This is a genomic window from Halomonas sp. S3-1-1 (assembly GCF_023757625.1).
Lineage (GTDB): Bacteria > Pseudomonadota > Gammaproteobacteria > Pseudomonadales > Halomonadaceae > Vreelandella.
In genome coordinates, this window is sequence record NZ_JALGBZ010000001.1 from 488,365 (window position 1) to 507,022 (window position 18,658).

Annotated in this window: 21 protein-coding genes; 9 read left to right on the forward strand and 12 right to left on the reverse strand. The window is 61.8% G+C overall.

From position 1 onward, the window contains the following. Nucleotides 1-46: 46 nt before the first annotated feature. The gene (locus MQW23_RS02375) at nt 47-940 is read left to right on the forward strand and encodes an AEC family transporter (RefSeq protein ID WP_252106216.1); all 894 of its coding nucleotides are present in this window, start codon (nt 47-49) and stop codon (nt 938-940) included. Here MQW23_RS02375 and MQW23_RS02380 read toward each other — a convergent pair. Continuing rightward, nucleotides 937-1,287: a hypothetical protein gene (locus tag MQW23_RS02380; protein WP_252106217.1), complete on the reverse strand. Its 351-nt coding sequence runs from the start codon at nt 1,285-1,287 to the stop codon at nt 937-939. The genes MQW23_RS02375 and MQW23_RS02380 overlap by 4 nt on opposite strands. Before the next feature lie 273 nt (nt 1,288-1,560). Here MQW23_RS02380 and MQW23_RS02385 point away from each other — a divergent pair, with 273 nt between their 5' ends. Together MQW23_RS02385 and MQW23_RS02390 are read left to right on the forward strand one after the other, a co-directional pair. Beyond that, complete coding sequence (locus MQW23_RS02385; protein WP_252106218.1) at nt 1,561-3,192, forward strand: BCCT family transporter; 1,632 nt, start codon at nt 1,561-1,563, stop codon at nt 3,190-3,192. A 44-nt stretch (nt 3,193-3,236) separates the two neighbouring features. Continuing rightward, entirely contained in the window at nt 3,237-3,404 is a 168-nt protein-coding gene (locus MQW23_RS02390; RefSeq protein WP_252106219.1) for a hypothetical protein, read from the forward strand. Between the two features lie 134 nt (nt 3,405-3,538). On the opposite strand, the gene MQW23_RS02395 is transcribed toward MQW23_RS02390, so the two are convergent. Genes MQW23_RS02395 through MQW23_RS02405 form a run of 3 tightly spaced genes read right to left on the reverse strand, consistent with a single transcriptional unit; the run spans nt 3,539 to nt 6,232 of the window. Beyond that, nucleotides 3,539-4,807 (reverse strand): GGDEF domain-containing protein, encoded by a 1,269-nt coding sequence (locus tag MQW23_RS02395; RefSeq protein WP_252106220.1) that lies wholly within the window; start codon nt 4,805-4,807, stop codon nt 3,539-3,541. After that, a complete protein-coding gene (locus MQW23_RS02400; protein ID WP_252106221.1) occupies nt 4,804-5,505 on the reverse strand; it encodes a substrate-binding periplasmic protein in 702 nt (233 codons plus the stop codon). Before MQW23_RS02400 ends, MQW23_RS02395 begins: the two co-directional genes overlap by 4 nt. Next, a complete protein-coding gene (locus MQW23_RS02405) occupies nt 5,498-6,232 on the reverse strand; it encodes a substrate-binding periplasmic protein (protein WP_252106222.1) in 735 nt (244 codons plus the stop codon). Before MQW23_RS02405 ends, MQW23_RS02400 begins: the two co-directional genes overlap by 8 nt. Nucleotides 6,233-6,414: 182 nt before the next feature. Here MQW23_RS02405 and MQW23_RS02410 point away from each other — a divergent pair, with 182 nt between their 5' ends. The 3 genes from MQW23_RS02410 to MQW23_RS02420 all read left to right on the forward strand — a co-directional run bounded on the left by MQW23_RS02410 (nt 6,415) and on the right by MQW23_RS02420 (nt 8,573). After that, nucleotides 6,415-7,770: an MFS transporter gene (locus MQW23_RS02410; protein ID WP_252106223.1), complete on the forward strand. Its 1,356-nt coding sequence runs from the start codon at nt 6,415-6,417 to the stop codon at nt 7,768-7,770. 14 nt (nt 7,771-7,784) lie between these two features. Continuing rightward, entirely contained in the window at nt 7,785-8,297 is a 513-nt protein-coding gene (locus MQW23_RS02415; protein ID WP_252106224.1) for a retropepsin-like aspartic protease family protein, read from the forward strand. A 96-nt stretch (nt 8,298-8,393) separates the two neighbouring features. After that, nucleotides 8,394-8,573 (forward strand): PLDc N-terminal domain-containing protein, encoded by a 180-nt coding sequence (locus tag MQW23_RS02420; RefSeq protein ID WP_089713609.1) that lies wholly within the window; start codon nt 8,394-8,396, stop codon nt 8,571-8,573. A 123-nt stretch (nt 8,574-8,696) separates the two neighbouring features. On the opposite strand, the gene MQW23_RS02425 is transcribed toward MQW23_RS02420, so the two are convergent. Next, nucleotides 8,697-8,837, reverse strand: coding sequence for a hypothetical protein (locus MQW23_RS02425; RefSeq protein WP_252106225.1), 141 nt, complete (start codon nt 8,835-8,837; stop codon nt 8,697-8,699). A gap of 259 nt (nt 8,838-9,096) precedes the next feature. On the opposite strand from MQW23_RS02425, the gene MQW23_RS02430 reads away from it, so the two are divergent. Next, the gene (locus MQW23_RS02430; RefSeq protein ID WP_252106226.1) at nt 9,097-9,804 is read left to right on the forward strand and encodes a winged helix-turn-helix domain-containing protein; all 708 of its coding nucleotides are present in this window, start codon (nt 9,097-9,099) and stop codon (nt 9,802-9,804) included. 47 nt (nt 9,805-9,851) lie between these two features. Then, nucleotides 9,852-11,459, forward strand: coding sequence for an ATP-binding protein (locus tag MQW23_RS02435; protein ID WP_252106227.1), 1,608 nt, complete (start codon nt 9,852-9,854; stop codon nt 11,457-11,459). On the opposite strand, the gene MQW23_RS02440 is transcribed toward MQW23_RS02435, so the two are convergent. The 3 genes from MQW23_RS02440 to hemB form a co-directional block, all read right to left on the reverse strand. After that, complete coding sequence (locus tag MQW23_RS02440; RefSeq protein ID WP_252106228.1) at nt 11,422-12,360, reverse strand: LysR family transcriptional regulator; 939 nt, start codon at nt 12,358-12,360, stop codon at nt 11,422-11,424. The genes MQW23_RS02435 and MQW23_RS02440 overlap by 38 nt on opposite strands. A gap of 96 nt (nt 12,361-12,456) precedes the next feature. Beyond that, entirely contained in the window at nt 12,457-14,649 is a 2,193-nt protein-coding gene (gene ppk1, locus MQW23_RS02445) for a polyphosphate kinase 1 (protein WP_252106229.1), read from the reverse strand. 112 nt (nt 14,650-14,761) lie between these two features. Then, nucleotides 14,762-15,775 carry a porphobilinogen synthase gene (hemB, locus tag MQW23_RS02450; RefSeq protein WP_252106230.1) on the reverse strand — a complete coding sequence of 338 codons (1,014 nt, stop codon included), beginning with the start codon at nt 15,773-15,775 and terminating at the stop codon, nt 14,762-14,764. A 165-nt stretch (nt 15,776-15,940) separates the two neighbouring features. Between hemB and elbB the strand changes: the two genes are divergently transcribed. Next, nucleotides 15,941-16,612 (forward strand): isoprenoid biosynthesis glyoxalase ElbB, encoded by a 672-nt coding sequence (gene elbB, locus MQW23_RS02455; protein ID WP_252106231.1) that lies wholly within the window; start codon nt 15,941-15,943, stop codon nt 16,610-16,612. Between the two features lie 78 nt (nt 16,613-16,690). Here elbB and tatC read toward each other — a convergent pair whose 3' ends face one another. Genes tatC through MQW23_RS02475 form a run of 4 tightly spaced genes read right to left on the reverse strand, consistent with a single transcriptional unit; the run spans nt 16,691 to nt 18,586 of the window. Next, nucleotides 16,691-17,491 (reverse strand): twin-arginine translocase subunit TatC, encoded by an 801-nt coding sequence (gene tatC, locus MQW23_RS02460; protein WP_252106232.1) that lies wholly within the window; start codon nt 17,489-17,491, stop codon nt 16,691-16,693. Beyond that, nucleotides 17,488-17,913 carry a Sec-independent protein translocase protein TatB gene (gene tatB / locus MQW23_RS02465; RefSeq protein WP_252106233.1) on the reverse strand — a complete coding sequence of 142 codons (426 nt, stop codon included), beginning with the start codon at nt 17,911-17,913 and terminating at the stop codon, nt 17,488-17,490. Before tatB ends, tatC begins: the two co-directional genes overlap by 4 nt. 3 nt (nt 17,914-17,916) lie before the next feature. Continuing rightward, on the reverse strand, nt 17,917-18,186 hold the full coding sequence (tatA, locus tag MQW23_RS02470; protein WP_252106234.1) for a Sec-independent protein translocase subunit TatA: 270 nt from the start codon (nt 18,184-18,186) through the stop codon (nt 17,917-17,919). 55 nt (nt 18,187-18,241) lie between these two features. Continuing rightward, nucleotides 18,242-18,586, reverse strand: a complete 345-nt coding sequence (locus MQW23_RS02475; protein WP_252106235.1) for a phosphoribosyl-ATP diphosphatase — start codon at nt 18,584-18,586, stop codon at nt 18,242-18,244. Nucleotides 18,587-18,658 lie beyond the last annotated feature (72 nt).

Consider the following 18,658-nt stretch of genomic DNA (forward strand, 5'->3'; position numbering starts at 1 on the left):
CCATGAAAGAGCGTTTTAAAAAGGCTTCGAGGCGGCGGGCGCGTCGATGACCGGACATATCCTTGCAACGCTTTTGCCGGTGTTTCTAATCGCCGCGGCGGGGGCGCTTTATGGCCGCCTACGCACGACGAACATCGCCACGCTCAATACGCTCAACATGGAGCTGTTCGTACCGCTTCTGGTGTTCGCCGTACTGGCGGACCGCCAGGCGCCGCTGGCTGACTACGCTTGGCTCGGTGGGGCGGCGGCGCTGGTGGTGCTCGGCTCCGGGGCGCTCTTGTGGCCGCTGGCGGGGCGTCTCAAGCTCGACCGCCGGGTGTTTTTGCCGTCGATGATGTTCAACAACTCCGGCAACATGGGGATACCGCTTCTGGTGTTCGCCTTTGGCGAGGCGGCGCTGCCGGCGGCGGTGGTGGTATTCATCGTCGAAATGCTGCTGCACTTCTCGGTGGGCATTTACATGGTCGACGCCCGCGCCTCTATCGCGCGGATGCTGCGCATGCCGATCGTCGCGGCGAGTATCGCGGGCCTTGTGGTCAACGGGGCGGGTATCGACCTTCCGGGCTGGCTGCTGGAAGCGATGCACATGCTGGGCGAGGTGTGTATTCCGCTGATGCTGTTTGCACTCGGCGTTCGCCTGCTGGAGGTGGACTTTGGCGAGTGGCGCACCGGGCTTTTGGGGGCGCTGCTCTGCCCGCTTTCAGGGCTTGTGATCGCGCTTCCACTAATGGCGATGCTGCCGCTCGATTCACTACAGCTAGCAACGCTTCTGGTCTTTGCCGCACTCCCTCCAGCGGTGTTGAACTACTTGGTCGCCGAGCAGTACGACGTCGAACCGCAGCGGGTCGCTTCGCTCGTGTTGATCGGCAACCTCGGGAGCTTGGTCGTAATGCCGCTGGTACTGGGCGCGACGTTTGCCTTTATCCGCGCGCCGATTTAGGACTTCTCCTTTACCTCGAAGCTACCTTCGATGGCGTCCATTTCACGCTCATGGCTGCCTTGGGTAAAACCGCGGCCGCCGCCGATATCCTGGGCGTTGTCCGCGCGCATCTGCTCCATCCGCTTTTTCATTTTATGGCGCATGAACGGCATCAGCGCCCATCCCACCAAAAGAAAGAACAGGCCAAACACCAAACCGACTACCATCAGCGCGCCGAAAGTGAGCCAGACCAGCGTGAGCTTTAACGCGCCCAGCAAGCCGTTGGACGAGGTATTGGCCGCGCGGGCTCGCCACTGGTGGGCTGCCTGCCAAGCCGCATTTTGCGACTCGCGTTGGGTATTGGTCATGAAAAGCCTCCAAAAAGTATGGGCACGCATTGGAACGCCGCTAGCGGCGAGAGTTCCCCCGTGCGCCATCTTGCCCCAGGTGCCTGGTGATCGCCACCGCCTGCTCGAAAGGGGAAGCGTTGAACAGCGGCGGGGCCAAAACGTGATGCCAGCGCCCTTGGCAACTATGCTGAAGCCCACGGTGTGCGACTCGCGCCGTGAGGTTAGATCAATAATACATTCGACATGGGCAGCCGGCAGGGATGGTGAGCTCCAGGCACACAGGGAAACGCTATGGTTCGTAAAGAAGGCAAGCTGGTATTCATCGCCTCTACCGTAATCATCTTTGGGCTGGTCATCGTGGGCGCTTCGTTCCCCGAGCGCTTTGGCAGCGGTGCCGAAGCCGCGCTGGGGGCAGTGACCGAGTATTTGGGGTGGTTCTACCTGCTATCGGTGTTTGGCTTCGTGCTGTTTCTGTTTGGGCTGGCGTTCAGCAAATACGGCAAGGTGCGCTTGGGCCCTCAGGACTCTAAGCCGGACTACACGTTTTTCTCCTGGATCAGCATGCTGCTCGCCGCCGGTTTCGGCGTGGGGCTGGTGTTCTACGGCATGGCCGAGCCGATGAGCCATTTCATCGAGCCGCCTTATGGTGATTTTGAGCCGGAAACCGAAGCCGCGGCGCGCTACGCCATACAGTACAGCTACTTCAACTGGGGCATCCATCAGTGGGCGGCTTTCTCGGTGGTGGGTCTGATCATCGCTTACTTTCAGTTTCGCAAGGGCCAGGCCGGGCTGGTCTCCTCGGTGCTCTCGTCAATCGTGGCGAAGAAGCCCGTCCTTCGCCCCTTCGTTTCCTGGATCGACGTGTTCGCGGTGGTGGCCACGGTGATGGGGGTGGCAACGTCGCTGGGCTTGGGCGTTTTACAGATGAACGGCGGGCTCAACGCGGTGTTTGGCGTACCCGAAGGCACGCTTTGGCAGTTCATCATTTTGGCGGTGATGTTCTGCGCCTACATGCTCTCGACCTGGTCGGGGCTCGACAAGGGCATCAAGCGGCTATCGAATCTGAACCTGGCCATCTGTATCGGTTTAATGCTCTACGTGCTGATCACCGGCCCGACGCTTGCGATTCTGGAAACCATTACGCTGGGCATCGGCGACTACATCCAGAATTTCATCGGCATGAGCCTGCGTATTTCGCCCCATAACCCGAATACTTGGGCGAGCGAGTGGACGATCTTCTACTGGGCCTGGGTCATCGCCTGGTCGCCCTTCGTCGGTACCTTCGTGGCGCGGGTTTCACGTGGGCGCACGATCAAGGAGTACGTATTCGGTGTGCTGATCATGCCGCCGCTGCTTGCGTGCCTGTGGATCGGCGTTTTTGGCGGCGCCGCGCTCACCATGGAGCTCAACGGCGACAACATCGGCCTGGCTGCGGCCACTCAGGAGAACATCACCGTGGCGCTTTTTGAGATGTACGAGCTGATGCCGTTCACCAGCGCTCTCTCGCTGGTCTCGATTCTGCTGATCTTCATCTTTTTGGTGACTTCGGCGGACTCGGCCTCTTACATCGTGGCGCAGATGACCGATAACGGCTCCATCAACCCGCCGCTTTACAAGCGCGTGACCTGGGGGGTACTGATCGCGGCGATCTGTTTGACGCTGATCGCGGCAGGCGGCCTAACCGGGCTTCAGTCCGCGGCGGTACTGGCGGCGCTGCCCTTTACCTTCATTCTCTATTTGATGGTGTACGTACTGGTGCGCGAGCTGCAGGCGGATCGCCGCTCGATGCTGACCCAGCTCTATCGCCGTCACGGCGATACGCCGGTGGGGGCCGACGCCTTCGAAGCCGACGAGCTGAGTGACGCCGAGCGCGAACGCCTGCGCCGGGCGCCGCTCGTGGTCAATCGTCGCATCAAGGGCTAAACTTGACGTATCATTCAACGAACCGTTCACAGGAGTAAGCGCTCATGGCTCGACCACGCCACGGCGCCACGCGACGACAGCCCAAGGGGGCGGCGCTCGAACGCTACAGCGCCACCTTCGATCGGTGGCTGGATCTGGTCGTGATCGTGGCGGTGTTGACGGCGCTGGTCATCGGCTTCTCCGCAGTGCTGGCGCACTGGCTGCTCACCTGACGGGGTGGCGCCAGCACACGTTCGCTCGGCCTTGCTAAACATAACGATCAGCGCCGAAGGTACGTTAATCCGAAGCTATTTCAAGCAGAACGTACCTTAAAAAGGGCCATCACGGCCCTTTTTTCGTGGGCGGTTCAGGCCTCGGGAAATACCGGCCTGAACGCTTCTATGCGGTTTCGCCCGCGGTTTTTGGCATGGTAAAGCCGCGCATCGGCAAGCTTTAGGAGCTGACCTGGCGACTCATCGCGGACCGGGTGTTGGCAGGCCACGCCCATGCTCAGCGTCAGCACGCTGTCGGTGAGATTTCGGGCGTGGGGGATCGCGAGTGCCAGCACTGCTTGGCGCATGTAGTTGGCGGTGTTCAGCGCGGCGTAAAGGTCCTTGCCCGGCAGCACGCAGACGAACTCCTCGCCGCCGTAGCGCGCCAGAAGGCCCGTGTTTGAATCGATGCAGCGATTGAGCGTGCGCGCCACGCTTTTGAGCGTCTCGTCGCCCGTGGTATGGCCGTAGTAGTCGTTGAACGCCTTGAAGCAGTCGATATCGATGAAGATGATCGCTAGCGGCGCCTGGGTCTGTACGGCGCGCGCCCACTGGCTTTCCAGAAAGGTGTCGAAGTAGCGACGGTTGGCGATGCTGGTCAATCCATCGTGGTGCGAGAGCTGGTGCAGATGGTCGCGCTGCTCCAGCCCGCGCTGAAATTCGCACAGCAGGTGATCCATGCTCTCGACCAGGTGGCCCAGTTCGTCGTTGCGATGGCCTCTGAGCTGCGGCTTGGGCCAGTGGGCGGGCAGCGCCGGGTCGGTTTCGATAATGGCCGCGTGTACCTGTAGCAGGGGCCTGGTGATGAAGACGTGAAAAAAGAGCACGAACAGAAGGCTCAGTAGAAAGGCTTCCAGAATACTGACGCCCACTACGCTGAAGCCGCGCGCCAGAAACCGAGCGGTGAGGTGCTCGTGATCGAGTGCCAGGTGGATTTCGCCGACGCGCGACGCCGGGAGCGCGTCGTCCACGTAATAGCGAAGCGGCGCTTGGTACTCGAGCATGTCGCCAAACAGCGCCTCGCCGAGCCAGCCAAGCGGCCCTGAACGCGCATCGAAATCGGCCAGCACCCGACCGAAATCGTCCCGGATCATGACGTAGGCGACGTCGCTGTCGTTGAACAGTCCCGAGGCGATCTGCTCGGCAAGCTCGGGGTTGAGCTGAAACGCCGCCTCCGCCGCCGCGCCGTTGATGATCGCGATCTGCTGCTCGGTGCGCTGCTCGATGTCCTGGCGCATGGTGTGGGCGTGGCCCAAAAGCTCCAGACTACCCGACACCAGGCTGATCAGGGTGGCGATCAGCAGCGTTAACAGCGCCTGTTTGAACGTCAGGCGTCCTCTGACGAGCCCGGCGCGATTTTTCATGGCGTCGCTCGCAGGACGTGCTGAAGCCGCATCATCACGTGATGGGGAACGCTTGGATGGCAGGCGAGGTAAAGCGGCATGTAGGCGAAGGTAAACAAGTGGCGCAGGGTGAGGTGGCGTTCGGCGGCGATGGCCTTTGCCGTTGCCCGGCCGGTAACGATGACGTCCAAAAGCCCGGCCTCCAGGCGCGCCACGTTCACCCGCTCGCTCGGCGCTCGAATGACGCTGATGCCACGGCTTTCGACATAGTCGCCAATCGCGTCTTCGCGAAAGCTGCCCACCCGCAGGCCGCGAAGCTCCTTGATCTGTGTCGGCGTAAAGGGTGTGTCTGTACGCGCCAGCGCCGCCCATTCGTTGATCGCCAATGGCCCGGCCCAGCGAAACATCAGCTCCCGCGCGGGCGTGCGGGTGGTGGAGTAGACGCAGTGATCCGGGCGAAAGCGCGCCTCGGTGTACGCTCGCGCCCAAGGAAAAAGCTGAAACTGGGCGTCGATGCCGACCTCTTCGAAGGCCCGGCGCAGCCGCGCGGTGGCGTCGCCAACGATCTCGCCGTCGATTTCATAATTGAACGGGGGGTACTCTTCGGTATTGACGCTCAGCCGGTAGGTCGGCGTTTGCGCCGACAGCGGCGAGCAGGAAAGCATCGCCGTCAGCCAAGTGAGAAAAGTGAGCCAGTGAAGGCGCCTTGCGCTACTCATCCTCATGCACCAGCGAGGGTTCTTCAAGCGCGTGCAGCTCGGCCAGCGCCCGTTGAAAGTGCGCCACCAGCGCCGGGTCGCTTTGTGTGTTGATCGCGAAGTAGAGCGGGTAGCGGCTTAGCGTATGGATCGGCTCGAGCGCGGTGGGAGCGTGGCCGGCGCGCTCGGCCAGCCAGTCGACCACGCTCGTGCTGTAGGCCCACAGATCGACACGCGCGTTCATTAGCATGGCGAGGGCGCTTTGGCTGTCCAGCGCCCGGTGAATCAGGTGATCCGGATAGCCCGCCTCGACCAGATTGAGCTCGCCGATATCCCCGCGTATGGCGGCGATTCGAAGGCCGGCTCCGGCCGCCTCGTCGAGGTTGTCAAGGGTCATGCCGGCCTCCCGGCGGGCGATCAGCGCGACCCGGTCGATGGCAATGGGGCCGACCCAGTCGAAAAGCGGCTCTCTGGACGGCGTACGGTTGGTCGAAAACAGCACTGTATTCGGCGTTTCAAGCGCCATTTGGTAGGCGCGAAGCCATGGGTAACTCTGAATGAGGGCCGGGTCGAAGGGGGTATGCGTATGCTGAAACAGTTGCCTGAGCAGCTCGATCGTCTGCCCCTTTTGCGAGCCCTGATCGCGGTGATTGTAGGGCGGGTACTCTTCGGTGACGTACGAGAAGTGCGAAAGCGAGGGGGCGTCGTCGCCAAACGCCGCAAAACACCACGCAAGCCCAACCAGCAACGATACTCTTTTCGTCAGTGCTGGCTTGTGTGCAGCGACTCCGTGTGGCATTGGGCAGTATCCCGGCATGGCTTCTCAGAAAACTAGAGCAACTTTCTCCCTCTGTCATCCCATTTTTACCGGGTTACGCGTTACTGTAGAGCATTGTCACTCTGTTGAAGTCTGTCAGCTCGAGAGCCTCCATGTCCCTGAATACGTCATCTGAAGCGTCGAAAAACGCGCCGGTCTACGCCTCCCGCCGCGAAATCTTTGGCTGGGCGATGTTCGATTTCGCCAACCAGGCCTACACGCTACTCATCATCACGGTGGTGTTTGGCGAGCTGTTTACGACCGTCATTGTCGGCGACCGCGGCGACGGCTTTCGCTTGGCCAACTTTCTGTGGAGCCTGGCGCTGGCCACAAGCTACCTGATGGTGGTAGTGAGCGCGCCACTTTGCGGGGCCATCATGGATTACCGCGCCGAGAAAAAGCGCTTTTTGCTGGCAAGCTACCTCGCGACGGTGGCGACCACCGCCATGCTGTACTTCGTCGAGCCCGGCTACGTGGTGGCGGGGCTTTTGCTGATCGTGCTTTCCAACTACGCCTACTCGATGGGGGAGTCGTTCATCGCCGCCTTTTTGCCTGAGCTTGGCCCGCCGCAGTCGCTGGGAAAAATCTCGGGCTTCGGCTGGGCGTTGGGCTATATCGGCGGGTTGCTGGCGGCGGGCTTCACCCTGGTGGTGCTGGGGGAAGCCACGCTCGACAATTTTGATCGCATCCGCTGGGTGGGGCCTTTCGCGGCCGGCTTCTTTTTGGTGGCCGCCATCCCGACCTTTTTGTGGCTCAAGGAGCGCGGCGTGGCAAGGCCCGGCGGCGTGTCGTATCGGCAAATCGCCACGGCGCAGCTTTTTTCCACGTTCAAGGAGCTGCGCCATTTTCGCGACCTGACGATCTTTCTGGTATCGCTGTTGTTCTCGATGGCCGGGGTTTACATCATCATCGCCTTCGCCTTCATCTACGGCGCCCAGGTGATCGGCTGGGATGAGAGCGTGCGCAACATCATGTTCATCGTCGTGCAGGTGACCGCCGCCGTCGGCGCGGTGGGCTTTGGCTTCATTCAGGACACTTTCGGCGCCAAGCGCACCTACCAAATGACGTTGGCGCTCTGGGTCGTTGCCATCATCGCTATCTGGGCGACGCCGGAGCTGACCGACTGGGCCAACGCGCAGTTTGGCTGGCAGTGGCAGGCGCAGTACGTCTTTTTATACGTCGGGTGCCTGGCGGGGCTGAGCCTTGGGTCGAGCCAATCGGCCAGCCGCGCGCTGGTGGGCGTGTTTTCACCTTTGGCCAAATCGGCGGAGTTCTTCGGCTTCTGGGGGCTCGCCAACAAGCTGGCGGGGGTTCTGGGGATTGTCGTGCTGGGCGTGCTGCAAACGTTGATTGGCCTTCAAGCCTCTATCCTATTATGTGCAGGACTCTTTTTAACGGCGATGCTGATCTGTGCTGGCGTCAACGAAAGGCGCGGTCGCGAGGCGGCGACGGCATGGCAAAGCACCTGATGATGGGGGTGCGTATGACATCGCAACGCGCGCAGCGCGGCGGCATCGTGATGATGCTGCTTTTCTGGGTGCTGCTGATCGGCGCCGGCACCTGGCTGATCGACGGCGGTTTCAACAACCTGACCACGCCCAACGCCCACGTCATCAACTCGGCACCCGACGGCGCGCCGGTGCGGCTTTCGCGCAATCGCTCCGGGCATTTCGAGGCGCCCGGGCGCATCAACGGCGAGCCGGTCACGTTTTTACTCGATACCGGCGCCACCTACGTGGCGGTGTCCACCGAGCTTGCCGAGCGGCTCTCGCTCGTTTCCGGTCGCAGCGCCTGGTTCAATACCGCTAACGGTCGGGTGAAGGGCCATTTGACCGAACTCGACGAGGTGACACTGGGGAGTTTGCAGGCAAGTAACGTGCAGGGCTCGATCAGCCCCGGGATGGAGCGCGACACCGTGCTTTTAGGCATGAGCTTTCTGAATCTTTTCACCATCGAAATCGCTGGCGGCGAAATGTTGCTACGCCTTCCACCTTGAGGACTGCACGGCGTCGATTCGTGGCCTCGCATGTTGAACACAAGGTGCTATGCTAAGCGAATCACACAGGGACATCAGTACACAAGGAGAGTCGTTATGGGAATCGAAGTCGGCGGACTGCTGGGCCTCATTTGGTTGATCATCGTTATCTGGGCGATCGTGAAAGTCGCCAAAAGCTCGGCGGGCGGTCTTGCCAAGCTGATCTGGATTCTGGTGCTGCTGTTTTTCCCGCTCATTGGACTCATCATCTGGTTCTTGTTCGGGCCCAAGGGATAGCGTCGTTACCGCAACACGAAAAAGCAGGCCCATGCGGGCCTGCTTTTTTTGTGCCTGTAAAACGTTGGTGCCGGTAAATTCAGGCGCGCCAAACCTTTATAGCAGGTTCAGGCGCCTGGAGCATCAATGCTGGGCGTTGTCGTCGCTGGACGGCGGGGCCTTGTAGTGGCCCGGAATGGTCAGCTTTTCGCCGTTGGGCAAATCGCGAACCTGGGTCGGTACATAAACCCGTTTGATGACGCTTTTGGTCTTGTGATTACTCATCGTTTTCTCCTGCCAGTAGCCAAATGAAAGGTTGACAACCGATAAAGGCCACATTAGCGCGGCCTGAAATGGTAATCAAGCGGGGGCGTGCTGAAAACGAGCGGCGCGTGAGGAAGTACGTATCGATGCCCAATTGCAATTTAAAACACAAACGTTAATAAATGGTAAGCAAGTGTTACCATGGAAGGGGGCTCCGTGTTATTAAGAGAGCCTGGGCCACTGAGGCAATGATCCATTATCAAGGAAGCGGGAGCCGCTCATGAACGACTGTCCCGATAAAGACCACGTGCTCATCATCGAAGACGATCAGCGCCTGGCCGGGTTAACCCGCGATTATCTGGAAAACAATGGTTTCAAGGTTACGGTGGAAGCCGACGGCGGCAAAGGGGTCGAGCGCATTCTCGAGCTGCAGCCGGATCTGGTAATTCTGGATCTGATGCTGCCCGGGGAAGATGGCCTGTCGATCTGCCGGCGGGTTCGCCATAACTTCGCCGGGCCGATCATGATGCTGACCGCGCGTACCGACGACCTGGACCAAGTGCTGGGGCTCGAAATGGGCGCCGACGACTACGTGCCCAAACCCGTGCAGCCCCGCGTACTGCTGGCCCGCATGCGCGCGCTGATGCGCCGCGCCGACGTGCCCACCGCCCCCAATGGCGAAGTACGGCTTCAGTTTTCCAATCTGGACATCGACAGCGCCACCCGCGAGGCATTTCTGGACGGCGAGCGTATCGATTTGACCAGTGCCGAGTTCGATCTTCTGTGGCTATTGGCGCGCAACGCCGGCAACGTCCTAACCCGGGAAGAGATATTCAGCGATCTGCGCGGCATCAAGTACGACGGCCAGGACCGCTCCATCGACGTGCGCGTGTCGCGTATTCGACCCAAGATCGGCGACGACCCCCATCAGCCGCACCGTATCAAGACCGTTCGCAGCAAGGGCTACCTCTTTGTCAAGGATAGCTGACGGTACTGTTGCCTTCGCAGCGAACGCGTACCCGCGAGGTAGGTCTCATGCCGCGCGTGCCTAGCCAGGGATCCTTTCTCCGCTTTTACGTGCTGCTGGGTCTGGCCCTGTGCGTCGTCTTTTTGCTCTCCATCGGCGGGCGTACTTTCATCGAGCAGGTGCGCCGCGAGGAGTTTCGCGAAGAGCTCGCAAGCCTGCCCATGACGCTGATGACCCGCCAGCTTGCCACGCTCGCGCCCGAGCGCCGCGCCGAGCGGCTGGAAACCTTCGCCCGCCAGTTCGGCATGCAGCTCACTCTCATTCCCGTGGCGGACGCCGCGCCTGGCTATTTCGAGGCCGCCCGGCTGCAGCGCGGTCGCCTGGTGATCGACGAAGACCCGTGGCAGCTTCGCCAGCTCATTCCCGGCGACTCCTTCGAGCAGGGAACGCTTTTGAGTGCGACCCTCATGGGCTGGAGCGAGCGCCAGTGGCAGGCAAGCGTGGCGCTGCTTGGCGACTGGCTCGGCCAGACCCCGCCGGACGAGCGCCCGGCGCTGCTCTCCGAGCTGCGCTTGTCCCACTGGCCGCTGACGCTACTAACCACGCCGCCCGAAGACCTGACGACCCTTCAGCGTCAAGCGCTGGCGCGCGGCGAGGTCGTGACAAGACTGGTCACCGAGCAGCTGACGCTATCGTTTCTCTACAGCGTGCCTGGAAGCGACGAGTGGCTGAAGGTCGGCCCGATCCCGCGCCACGAAACCATGCCGCTGGGGCTTCACCTGCCGCTACTCATCGGCGTCATGGCGGTGCTGAGTCTGATCATCTATCTGATTATGCGCAGCATCGAGGCGCGCATGGCGCGTTTGGAGCTTGCCGCCACCCGCATCGCCAGCGGCCGGCTCGAAACTCGCGTGAAGGTCGAAAGCGGTGACTTTTTGGGCCGGCTGGGAATGGCCTTCAACGCCATGGCAAGCCAGGTACAGACGCTTTTGAAAGGCCAGCAGGAGATGATTCGCGCGGTGTCCCACGAGCTAAGAACGCCGGTGGCGCGCATTCGTTTTGCCGTTCAGATGGTCGAGGACATGACCGAAGAGCCATCGATTCGCCATCAGCTCCAGGGGATCGACGCCGACATCGCCGAGCTCGACGACTTGGTCGACGAGATTTTGACCTACGCTCGCTTGGGCGGCGGGCCGGATCACGGTGACCCGCTGGAAATGGTGCCAATGGAGTGCTGCGCCATGGCGAGCCGCGTGATCGACGCGCTGACGCCGCTGCACAAGTCGCTGTCGATCACGCTCGAAGCGGACAGCGACATCGAGCTTCTGGCCGAGCCGCGCTATCTACAGCGGGCGCTGCAAAACCTGGTCAGCAACGCCTGCCGCCACGGGCGCACTCAGGTCGTCATTCGGCTGTGGGACGAGCCGCAGCTGGTGCGCTTCGACGTCGAGGACGACGGCCCGGGCGTGCCGGTAGAGGCGCGCAGCGACATCTTCAAACCCTTCGCGCGGCTGGACGACAGCCGCGCGCGAAGCTCCGGCGGCTATGGCCTGGGGCTCTCTATCGTACAGAAAGTCATGTCTGGCCACGGCGGCAGCGTCACCGTCGACGAAAGCCCCAAGCTTGGCGGCGCGCGCTTTACGCTGTTGATTCCTCGTCGGGAGTCGCCGGTTTGACGCCGCTGAGCACCGCAAACGAGGTTTCCCGTGCGGTGCGCAGAAAGTCGCGCATCCAAGGCGTGGCGCGGGTTTCTTCGCGAATCGCCGCGAACAGCGTGCTCCAGATCCCCGTTTCGCCGAGCGTCACTGCGCTTACGTAGTCGCGCTCCAGATACTCGGTCAGCGCCCAGTTGGGCAGCGCACACACGCCGCGCCCGCTGGCCACCAACTGCATCATCATGATGGTGAGCTCGGCGGTGCGAATCTCTTTCGGACGTACCTGGGCGGGGCTCAGAAACTGGGTGAAAACGTCCAGCCTTGAGTGCTCCACCGGGTAGGTGATCAGTGTCTCTTCGGCTAGCTCCTGAGGGGTGACGAAGCCCTTTTTGGCGAAGGGGTGCTGGCGCGCCACGGCTAGAAGGCCCTCGTAGCGAAACAGCGGCGCGTAGTGGATGCCGTCGATCGGCTGCGGGTCGGCGGTGATCACCAGATCGAGCTGCTCGCGGGCCAGCGCCGGTAGCGGGTCGAAGTGGTGGCCGCTCGGGATGTCGATCTCGATTTCCGGCCAGTGATCGCGAAAGTAGTCCACCGTCGGCATCAGCCACTGAAAGCAGCTGTGACACTCGATCGCCATGTGAAGCCGGCCCTGCTCGGTACCGGCAAGCCTCGCCAGGTCGCGCTCGGCGCGGCGCACTGCGGGCAGAAGCTCGTCGGCCAGCGCAAGAAGGCGAAGCCCCGCGCGGGTGAACTCCACCGGGCGTGTCTTGCGCACGAACAGCGGGCTTGCCACCCGGTTTTCCAGATCCTTCAACTGATGCGATAGCGCCGACTGGGTGAGGTGAACGCGCTCGGCGGCCTCGACCAGCGAGCCGGTTTCGCGAAGCGCGATCAGAGTGCGCAAATGGCGTAGTTCGAGCATGGCAAAAATTCACGATTAGAGATGAACGTATTAGTGTCGTTCATTCTAAGGCAGAGCGCGTTGTAACACACCTCACATCTTATCCCTCATACCTCGCTAGCTTTTTGAAGCATAGGCGTACAGCAGTGTCTCCTGAGCGCTGATCGGGTCGCTCTTGCCCGGGCTTTGCAGGTGGTAGCTGCCGTCGCTTTCCAGAATCCAGCTCTGGCAGTTGTCTACCAGATAGGTCTCCAAATCCTTGCGCACGCGGTTGGCGAGCTTTTTGTCCTTGAGCAGAAAGCAGGTTTCGACCCGGTGGAACATGTTGCGCGTCATGAAGTCGGCGCTGGCGCACCAGGTCTCCGGTTTGCCGCCGTTGTGAAAGTGGAATACCCGGGTGTGCTCGAGAAACCGGCCGATGATCGAGCGCACGCGAATGTTCTCCGATACCCCCTTTACCCCAGGGCGCAGGCTGCACATGCCGCGAATGATCAAATCGCACTCCACGCCGGCCTGGGAGGCGCGGTAGAGCGCCTTGATCAGCTTGGGCTCGGTCAGCGAGTTGCACTTGATGATGATATGACCGCGCTTGCCGCGGGCGGCGAACTGCGCCTCGCGATCGATCATTTCGATCAGCCGCGCGTGCAGCGTGAAGGGGGCGTGGAGCAGGGTATCGATCTTGCGCGTCTGGCCCATGCCGGAAAGCTGCTGGAAGACCCGGTGAACGTCGGCGCAAAGCGCCTGATTGGCGGTCATGAGGCTGTAGTCGGTGTAAAGCCTTGCGGTTTTGGCGTGGTAGTTGCCGGTGCCCAGGTGGGCGTAGTGTCTGAGCTCACCGCCTTCGCGGCGCACGATGTGGATCATCTTGGCGTGAGTTTTGTAGGCCATGATGCCGTAGATCACGATCGCGCCGGCCTCCTGCAGGCGCGAGGCAAGCTGCAGATTATCGGCCTCGTCGAACCGCGCGCGCAGCTCGATCACCACGGTGACTTCCTTGCCTTGGCTTGCCGCCTCCACCAGCGCGCCGACGATGGAGGAGTCCGCGCCGGTGCGGTAAAGCGTCTGCTTGATCGCCAGCACGTCCGGGTCGCGAGCCGCTTCGCGCAGCAGATCCTCGATCGGTGAGAACGCCTGGAACGGGTGGTGCAGCAAAATGTCCTGCTGGCGAATAGCGTTGAAGAGGCTGCCCTCCTTCAGCCCCTTGGGCACGCTCGGGATAAAGGGGCGGTACACAAGCTCCGGGCGATCGACGTCGCCCAGTACCGACATCATGCGCGTCAGGTTCACCGGCCCCTCGACCCGGTACAGGTCATCCTCGGTCAGGTCGAACTGGTGCAGCAGAAATCCGGTCAGCCTTTCTGGGCAGTTATTCGCCACCTCCAAGCGTACGCCGCTGCCGTAGCGCCGCGCCAGTAGCTCGCCTCTGAGTGCCGAGGCGAGATCCGACACCTCTTCCGGGTCGACGCTCAGATCCGCGTTGCGGGTCAAGCGAAACTGGTAGCAGCCCAGCACGCGCATGCCCGGGAAAAGCTCCTCGGCGTGGGCGTGGATCATCGACGAAAGAAACACGTACTCGGAGAAGCCCTCGGCGCAGAGTTCACGCGGCAGCGCGATCAGCCGCGGCAGCGAGCGCGGTGCGGGCAGGATCGCCATGCCGCCGGCGCGACCGAACGCGTCCTTGCCCTCGAGCTCGACGATGAAGTTGAGGCTCTTGTTCACCAGCCGGGGAAACGGGTGCGACGGGTCGAGGCCGATCGGGCTGATCACCGGCATGATTTCGCGATCGAAAAATGCGCGCACCCAGGCGCGCTGCTCGTCACACCACTGGTCGCGGCGGCGAAAGCGCAGCCCCTGGGCTTCCAGCGCCGGCAACAGGGTGTTGTTGAGAATTTGATACTGGCGGCGAATCTGGCGGTGCGCGGTGTCGGAAATTTCGGCCAGCACCGCCTTGGGCAGCCGGCCGTCGGCGGAGGCGGCGTTGTCGTTGAGTGCCACCTGGTGTTTCAGCCCGGCCACGCGAATTTCGAAAAACTCGTCCATGTTCGAGGAAAAAATCAGCAGAAACATCAGCCGGTTCAACAGCGGGTGAGCGTCGTCGAGGGCCTGTTCGAGCACGCGGATGTTGAACTGCAGGTGGGAAAGCTCGCGGTTGAAGTAGAGCGCCGGGTCGTCCAGATCGGTCTGGCCGAGCGCCTCCTTAGCCTGGACACCGGTGGGGGTGCGGTTGATACGAAGCGGAAGGCTCTCGCCTTCAGCACTTGACGGCTCGGCACCGGAAAGCGGTGTCGCGTCGGACGGTTGCATCTCCATGACGGATTCCCCGCAGAATGGGCGGCGCGCCTTGTCGGCGCTTCCTTTGACCTTAGTGTGTTGCGCCCGATTCTGCAGGAGAAAGATGACAGTTGCGTGTCACGCGCCCTTGTCAGCGTGGCGCGCTTAGCAGCCGCGCGGCGTCGAGGGCGAAGTAGGTCAGAATGCCGTCGGCGCCGGCGCGCTTGAAGCACATCAGCGATTCGAGAATCACCGCGTCGGCGTCGAGCCAGCCGTTATCGAAAGCGGCGCGGTGCATGGCGTACTCGCCGCTCACTTGGTAGGCGAAGGTGGGCACACCAAGCTCGCTTTTGACCCGGCGCACCACGTCCAGATACGGCATGCCGGGCTTGACCATTACCATGTCGGCGCCCTCAGAAATGTCGAGCGCGACCTCGTGGATTGCCTCGTCGGTATTGGCCGGGTCCATCTGATAAGTGCGCTTGTCGGCTTTGCCCAGATTGCCCGCCGAGCCCACCGCGTCGCGAAACGGGCCGTAATAGGCGGAGGCGTACTTGGCGCTGTAGGCCATGATGCGAATGTTGTGCAGGTTGTCCTGCTCGAGCACCCGGCGAATGGCGCCGATGCGCCCATCCATCATGTCCGAAGGGGCGAGCACGTCGGCGCCGGCTTCGGCGTGAGAGAGGGCCTGCTTCAACAGCGTGTCGACGGTGCGGTCGTTCTGCACGTAGCCGTGCTCGTCGAGAATACCGTCCTGGCCGTGGCTGGTGTAGGGGTCCAGCGCCACATCGGTAATGATGCCGAGCTCCGGCAGCGCCGCTTTTAGGGCGCGCACGCTGCGCTGGATTAGCCCGCCCGCGTTGTAGGCCTCTTCGGCGAACTCGCTTTTATGCTCCGGGCCGACCACGGGGAACAGTGCCAGCGCCGGAATACCGAGCTCGAAGGCCTCGCGCGCCTGCTCGATCAAAAGATCGATGGAGAGGCGCTCGACGCCGGGCATGGAGGCGACGGCTTCGCGCTGGTTCTCGCCTTCCAGTACGAACACCGGCAGGATGAGGTCGCTTGGCGTCAGCGTGGATTCCTGCATCAGCCGGCGGGAAAAGTCGTCACGGCGCATACGGCGCATGCGGGTGGCGGGAAACTGACGGGGGCCTGGTGTGCTCAAATGTACTCTCCGCTCGAAGCTGACAGGAATGTCCGTGGCCTTGAGTATATCAGCCATGCTCTACGGCGAAAGCCGCCTTGTAGAGGGTGTGAAGAGTGATTAGAGTGTCGACTCCACACTATCGCTCGCCGTTAAAGATCATGGGTATTACCAAGGGAGACAGGCATGAGCAAAAAAGTAGCAGTGATTCTGGCCGGCTGCGGCGCTTATGATGGATCGGAGATCCATGAGGCGACTCTGACGCTGTTGCGCCTCGACCAGCTCGGCATCGCCTACCGCGCCTTTGCGCCGGATATCGATCAGCATCACGTGATCAATCACCTCTCCCAGGAGGCCGAGGAAGGCGAGACGCGCAACGTGTTGAAGGAGTCGGCGCGGCTCGTGCGCGGCGATATCCAGCCCATCACCGAGCTCGACGCCGATGACTTCGATGCGGTCATCGTCCCCGGCGGCTTCGGCGTGGCCAAAAACCTCTGCGACTTCGCCGAGAAGGGCGACGCCATGAGCGTGCTCGAAAGCCTAAAAGCCCCGCTTGCCGCTTTCAAGGAGGACGCCAAGCCGATCGGGTTGATGTGCATCGCTCCGGTTTTGGTGCCCAGGCTGCTGGGCGACGGCATCTCGGTGACCATCGGGCGCGACCCAAGCGTTGCCGGAGCGATCAGTGCCATGGGCGGACTGCACAAAAGCTGCGACGTCGACGATATCGTCGTCGACCTGGAGCACCGGGTCGTGACCACCCCCGCCTACATGCAGGCCCAAAGCATTGGGGAAGCCGCCACCGGTATTTTCAAGCTGGTCGAGCGCATCGGTGAGATGATCGATCAGACCAACAAGTAGCCAGCGCTAACGCTTTGACAAAGCGAAAAAAGCCTCTGCCGACGCAGAGGCTTTTTTATGGCGACAAGAGGGAAACGACTACTCGCCGCTCTCCTCGGCGTCGGCACGCAGTTGGCGCCGGCGCACCAGCCGGCCGAACAGCAGGCCGACCTCGTAGAGCAGGTACATCGGAATGGCCAGCAGGCTCTGGGAGATGATGTCCGGCGGAGTAAGCAGCATGCCGATCACGAAGCACCCCAGGATGATGTAGGGGCGCTTTTGCGACAGGCTCTGCACCGTGGTGGCGCCGGAGAGAATCAGCAGGAAGGTGGCGATGGGAATCTCGAAGGCCACGCCAAAGGCGAAAAACAGCTTCAGCACGAAGTTCAGGTACTGATTGATGTCGGTCATCACCGCCACGTTTTCCGGCCCGGTCTGGGTGAAAAACTCAAACAGCAGCGGGAAGACGACGTAGTAAGCGAAGGCCGCGCCGGCGTAAAAGAGCGCTACACTCGACACTAGAATCGGAATCGCCAGCGCCTTTTCGTTATCGTAGAGCCCGGGCGCCACGAACGCCCAGGCCTGGTGGAGCACGAAGGGGATCGCCAGAAATACCGCCACCACCAGAGTGAGCTTGAACGGCGCCAAAAAAGGCGAGGCCACTTCCGTGGCGATCATCTGCGAGCCCGCCGGCAACAGCGCGATTAGAGGCTCGGCGACGAAGCCGTAGATGTCGTTGGCAAAGGCGTAGAGCGCCAGAAACATCACCAGTACCACCGCCACCGCCTTGATGAGCCGCGAGCGCAGCTCGATCAGGTGCTCGACCAGCGGCGCCTGGCTTAACTCCTCGCGCGGATGCTGGTCTTTATGCGAAGGGGGATAGTCGCCCGGGTTGCTCATGGCTGGGTGCGGTCCTTGTTCGGGTCGGCGGCCTCGACGGGCGGGGTATCGCTTTGCGGTGCTGGCGTCTCGTGAACGTTTTCGAGGGCATCATCGAGCCGAGCGCTGGCGCGGGCGGCGCGTTCTTCGGTGTCTTCGCTGGTCTGCTTTGCGTGCGAAGCGGGCGAGGCGATGCTCTCCACGTCACGCTTGGCCTGCTTTAGGCTCTGGTCGAGTTTTTTCTGCTGCTCGCTGATTTTCTGGCGCAGCTCCTCGGCTTCGAGCTGGGCGCTGATTTCGCGCTGCATGCCGGATACCGTCCGCTTGATTTTACCGATCCACATGCCGGTGGTGCGCGCCGCCTTCGGCAAACGCTCGGGGCCGAGCACTAACAGCCCGACGATGCCGATCAGCATGAGTTCGAGAAAGCCGATATCCAGCATGGCTTATGGGCGCTCGTCGCGCTGCTGCTCGGCCTTGCGCTTCTCTTCGGCCTGCACGTCGTAGGTGTTGCCCGGCTCTTCGTGGGCGACCTTGGCGGCATCCTTTTCAGAGGCTTTCTCTTTTTCCTTGTCCTCTTCGCTCATTGCGCTTTTGAAGCCTTTCACCGCGCCGCCCAGGTCGGTGCCGACGTTGCGCAGTTTTTTGGTGCCGAAAATCAAAATGATGATGCCCAATACAATCAAGAGCTGCCAGATACTGATGCCACCTAACATGGTCGTTTCCTCATAAGGCCTTGGCGTAGAACGCGTGGAAAGGGCGTGGGCGGTGCTAACGGGACGCTTTTTCGTCGTGGCCGGAGACCCCGAAGCGCCGCGCCAGCTCGTCGAGCACGCGCTGATGGTCGAGCTCCAAATGCGAGAGCATCACCATGCTATGAAACCATAGATCCGCGGTTTCGGCGATAAGTGCCTGGCGCGCCTGCTCGTCGCCGTGTTCGGCGTCTCTAGCGGCCAGCACGGTTTCGAACGCTTCCTCGCCCACTTTCTCCAGAATCTTGTTGAGCCCCTTGTGATGCAGCGAGGCCACGTAGGACGCCTCGGGCGCGGCGTGGCGCCGCTCGGCAAGAACCTGGGCCAGGTGATCCAGAACGGGCGTGGTCGCGGTAGTGCTCATCGAAATCCTTGGCGTTGGCGCGAATCGAACCCGCAAAAGAGGCGCGGGCGTGTTGTTGAGAATGTCGTTGAG

Bases quoted from the DNA above. Each gene is read 5' to 3' on its own strand.
- MQW23_RS02375 (WP_252106216.1), top strand. From the start codon at position 47: ATGACCGGACATATCCTTGCAACGCTTTTGCCGGTGTTTCTAATCGCC.
- MQW23_RS02380 (WP_252106217.1), bottom strand. From the start codon at position 1,287: ATGACCAATACCCAACGCGAGTCGCAAAATGCGGCTTGGCAGGCAGCC.
- MQW23_RS02385 (WP_252106218.1), top strand. From the start codon at position 1,561: ATGGTTCGTAAAGAAGGCAAGCTGGTATTCATCGCCTCTACCGTAATC.
- MQW23_RS02390 (WP_252106219.1), top strand. From the start codon at position 3,237: ATGGCTCGACCACGCCACGGCGCCACGCGACGACAGCCCAAGGGGGCG.
- MQW23_RS02395 (WP_252106220.1), bottom strand. From the start codon at position 4,807: ATGAAAAATCGCGCCGGGCTCGTCAGAGGACGCCTGACGTTCAAACAG.
- MQW23_RS02400 (WP_252106221.1), bottom strand. From the start codon at position 5,505: ATGAGTAGCGCAAGGCGCCTTCACTGGCTCACTTTTCTCACTTGGCTG.
- MQW23_RS02410 (WP_252106223.1), top strand. From the start codon at position 6,415: ATGTCCCTGAATACGTCATCTGAAGCGTCGAAAAACGCGCCGGTCTAC.
- MQW23_RS02415 (WP_252106224.1), top strand. From the start codon at position 7,785: ATGACATCGCAACGCGCGCAGCGCGGCGGCATCGTGATGATGCTGCTT.
- MQW23_RS02420 (WP_089713609.1), top strand. From the start codon at position 8,394: ATGGGAATCGAAGTCGGCGGACTGCTGGGCCTCATTTGGTTGATCATC.
- MQW23_RS02425 (WP_252106225.1), bottom strand. From the start codon at position 8,837: ATGAGTAATCACAAGACCAAAAGCGTCATCAAACGGGTTTATGTACCG.
- MQW23_RS02430 (WP_252106226.1), top strand. From the start codon at position 9,097: ATGAACGACTGTCCCGATAAAGACCACGTGCTCATCATCGAAGACGAT.
- MQW23_RS02435 (WP_252106227.1), top strand. From the start codon at position 9,852: ATGCCGCGCGTGCCTAGCCAGGGATCCTTTCTCCGCTTTTACGTGCTG.
- MQW23_RS02440 (WP_252106228.1), bottom strand. From the start codon at position 12,360: ATGCTCGAACTACGCCATTTGCGCACTCTGATCGCGCTTCGCGAAACC.
- ppk1 (WP_252106229.1), bottom strand. From the start codon at position 14,649: ATGGAGATGCAACCGTCCGACGCGACACCGCTTTCCGGTGCCGAGCCG.
- elbB (WP_252106231.1), top strand. From the start codon at position 15,941: ATGAGCAAAAAAGTAGCAGTGATTCTGGCCGGCTGCGGCGCTTATGAT.
- tatC (WP_252106232.1), bottom strand. From the start codon at position 17,491: ATGAGCAACCCGGGCGACTATCCCCCTTCGCATAAAGACCAGCATCCG.
- tatB (WP_252106233.1), bottom strand. From the start codon at position 17,913: ATGCTGGATATCGGCTTTCTCGAACTCATGCTGATCGGCATCGTCGGG.
- tatA (WP_252106234.1), bottom strand. From the start codon at position 18,186: ATGTTAGGTGGCATCAGTATCTGGCAGCTCTTGATTGTATTGGGCATC.
- MQW23_RS02475 (WP_252106235.1), bottom strand. From the start codon at position 18,586: ATGAGCACTACCGCGACCACGCCCGTTCTGGATCACCTGGCCCAGGTT.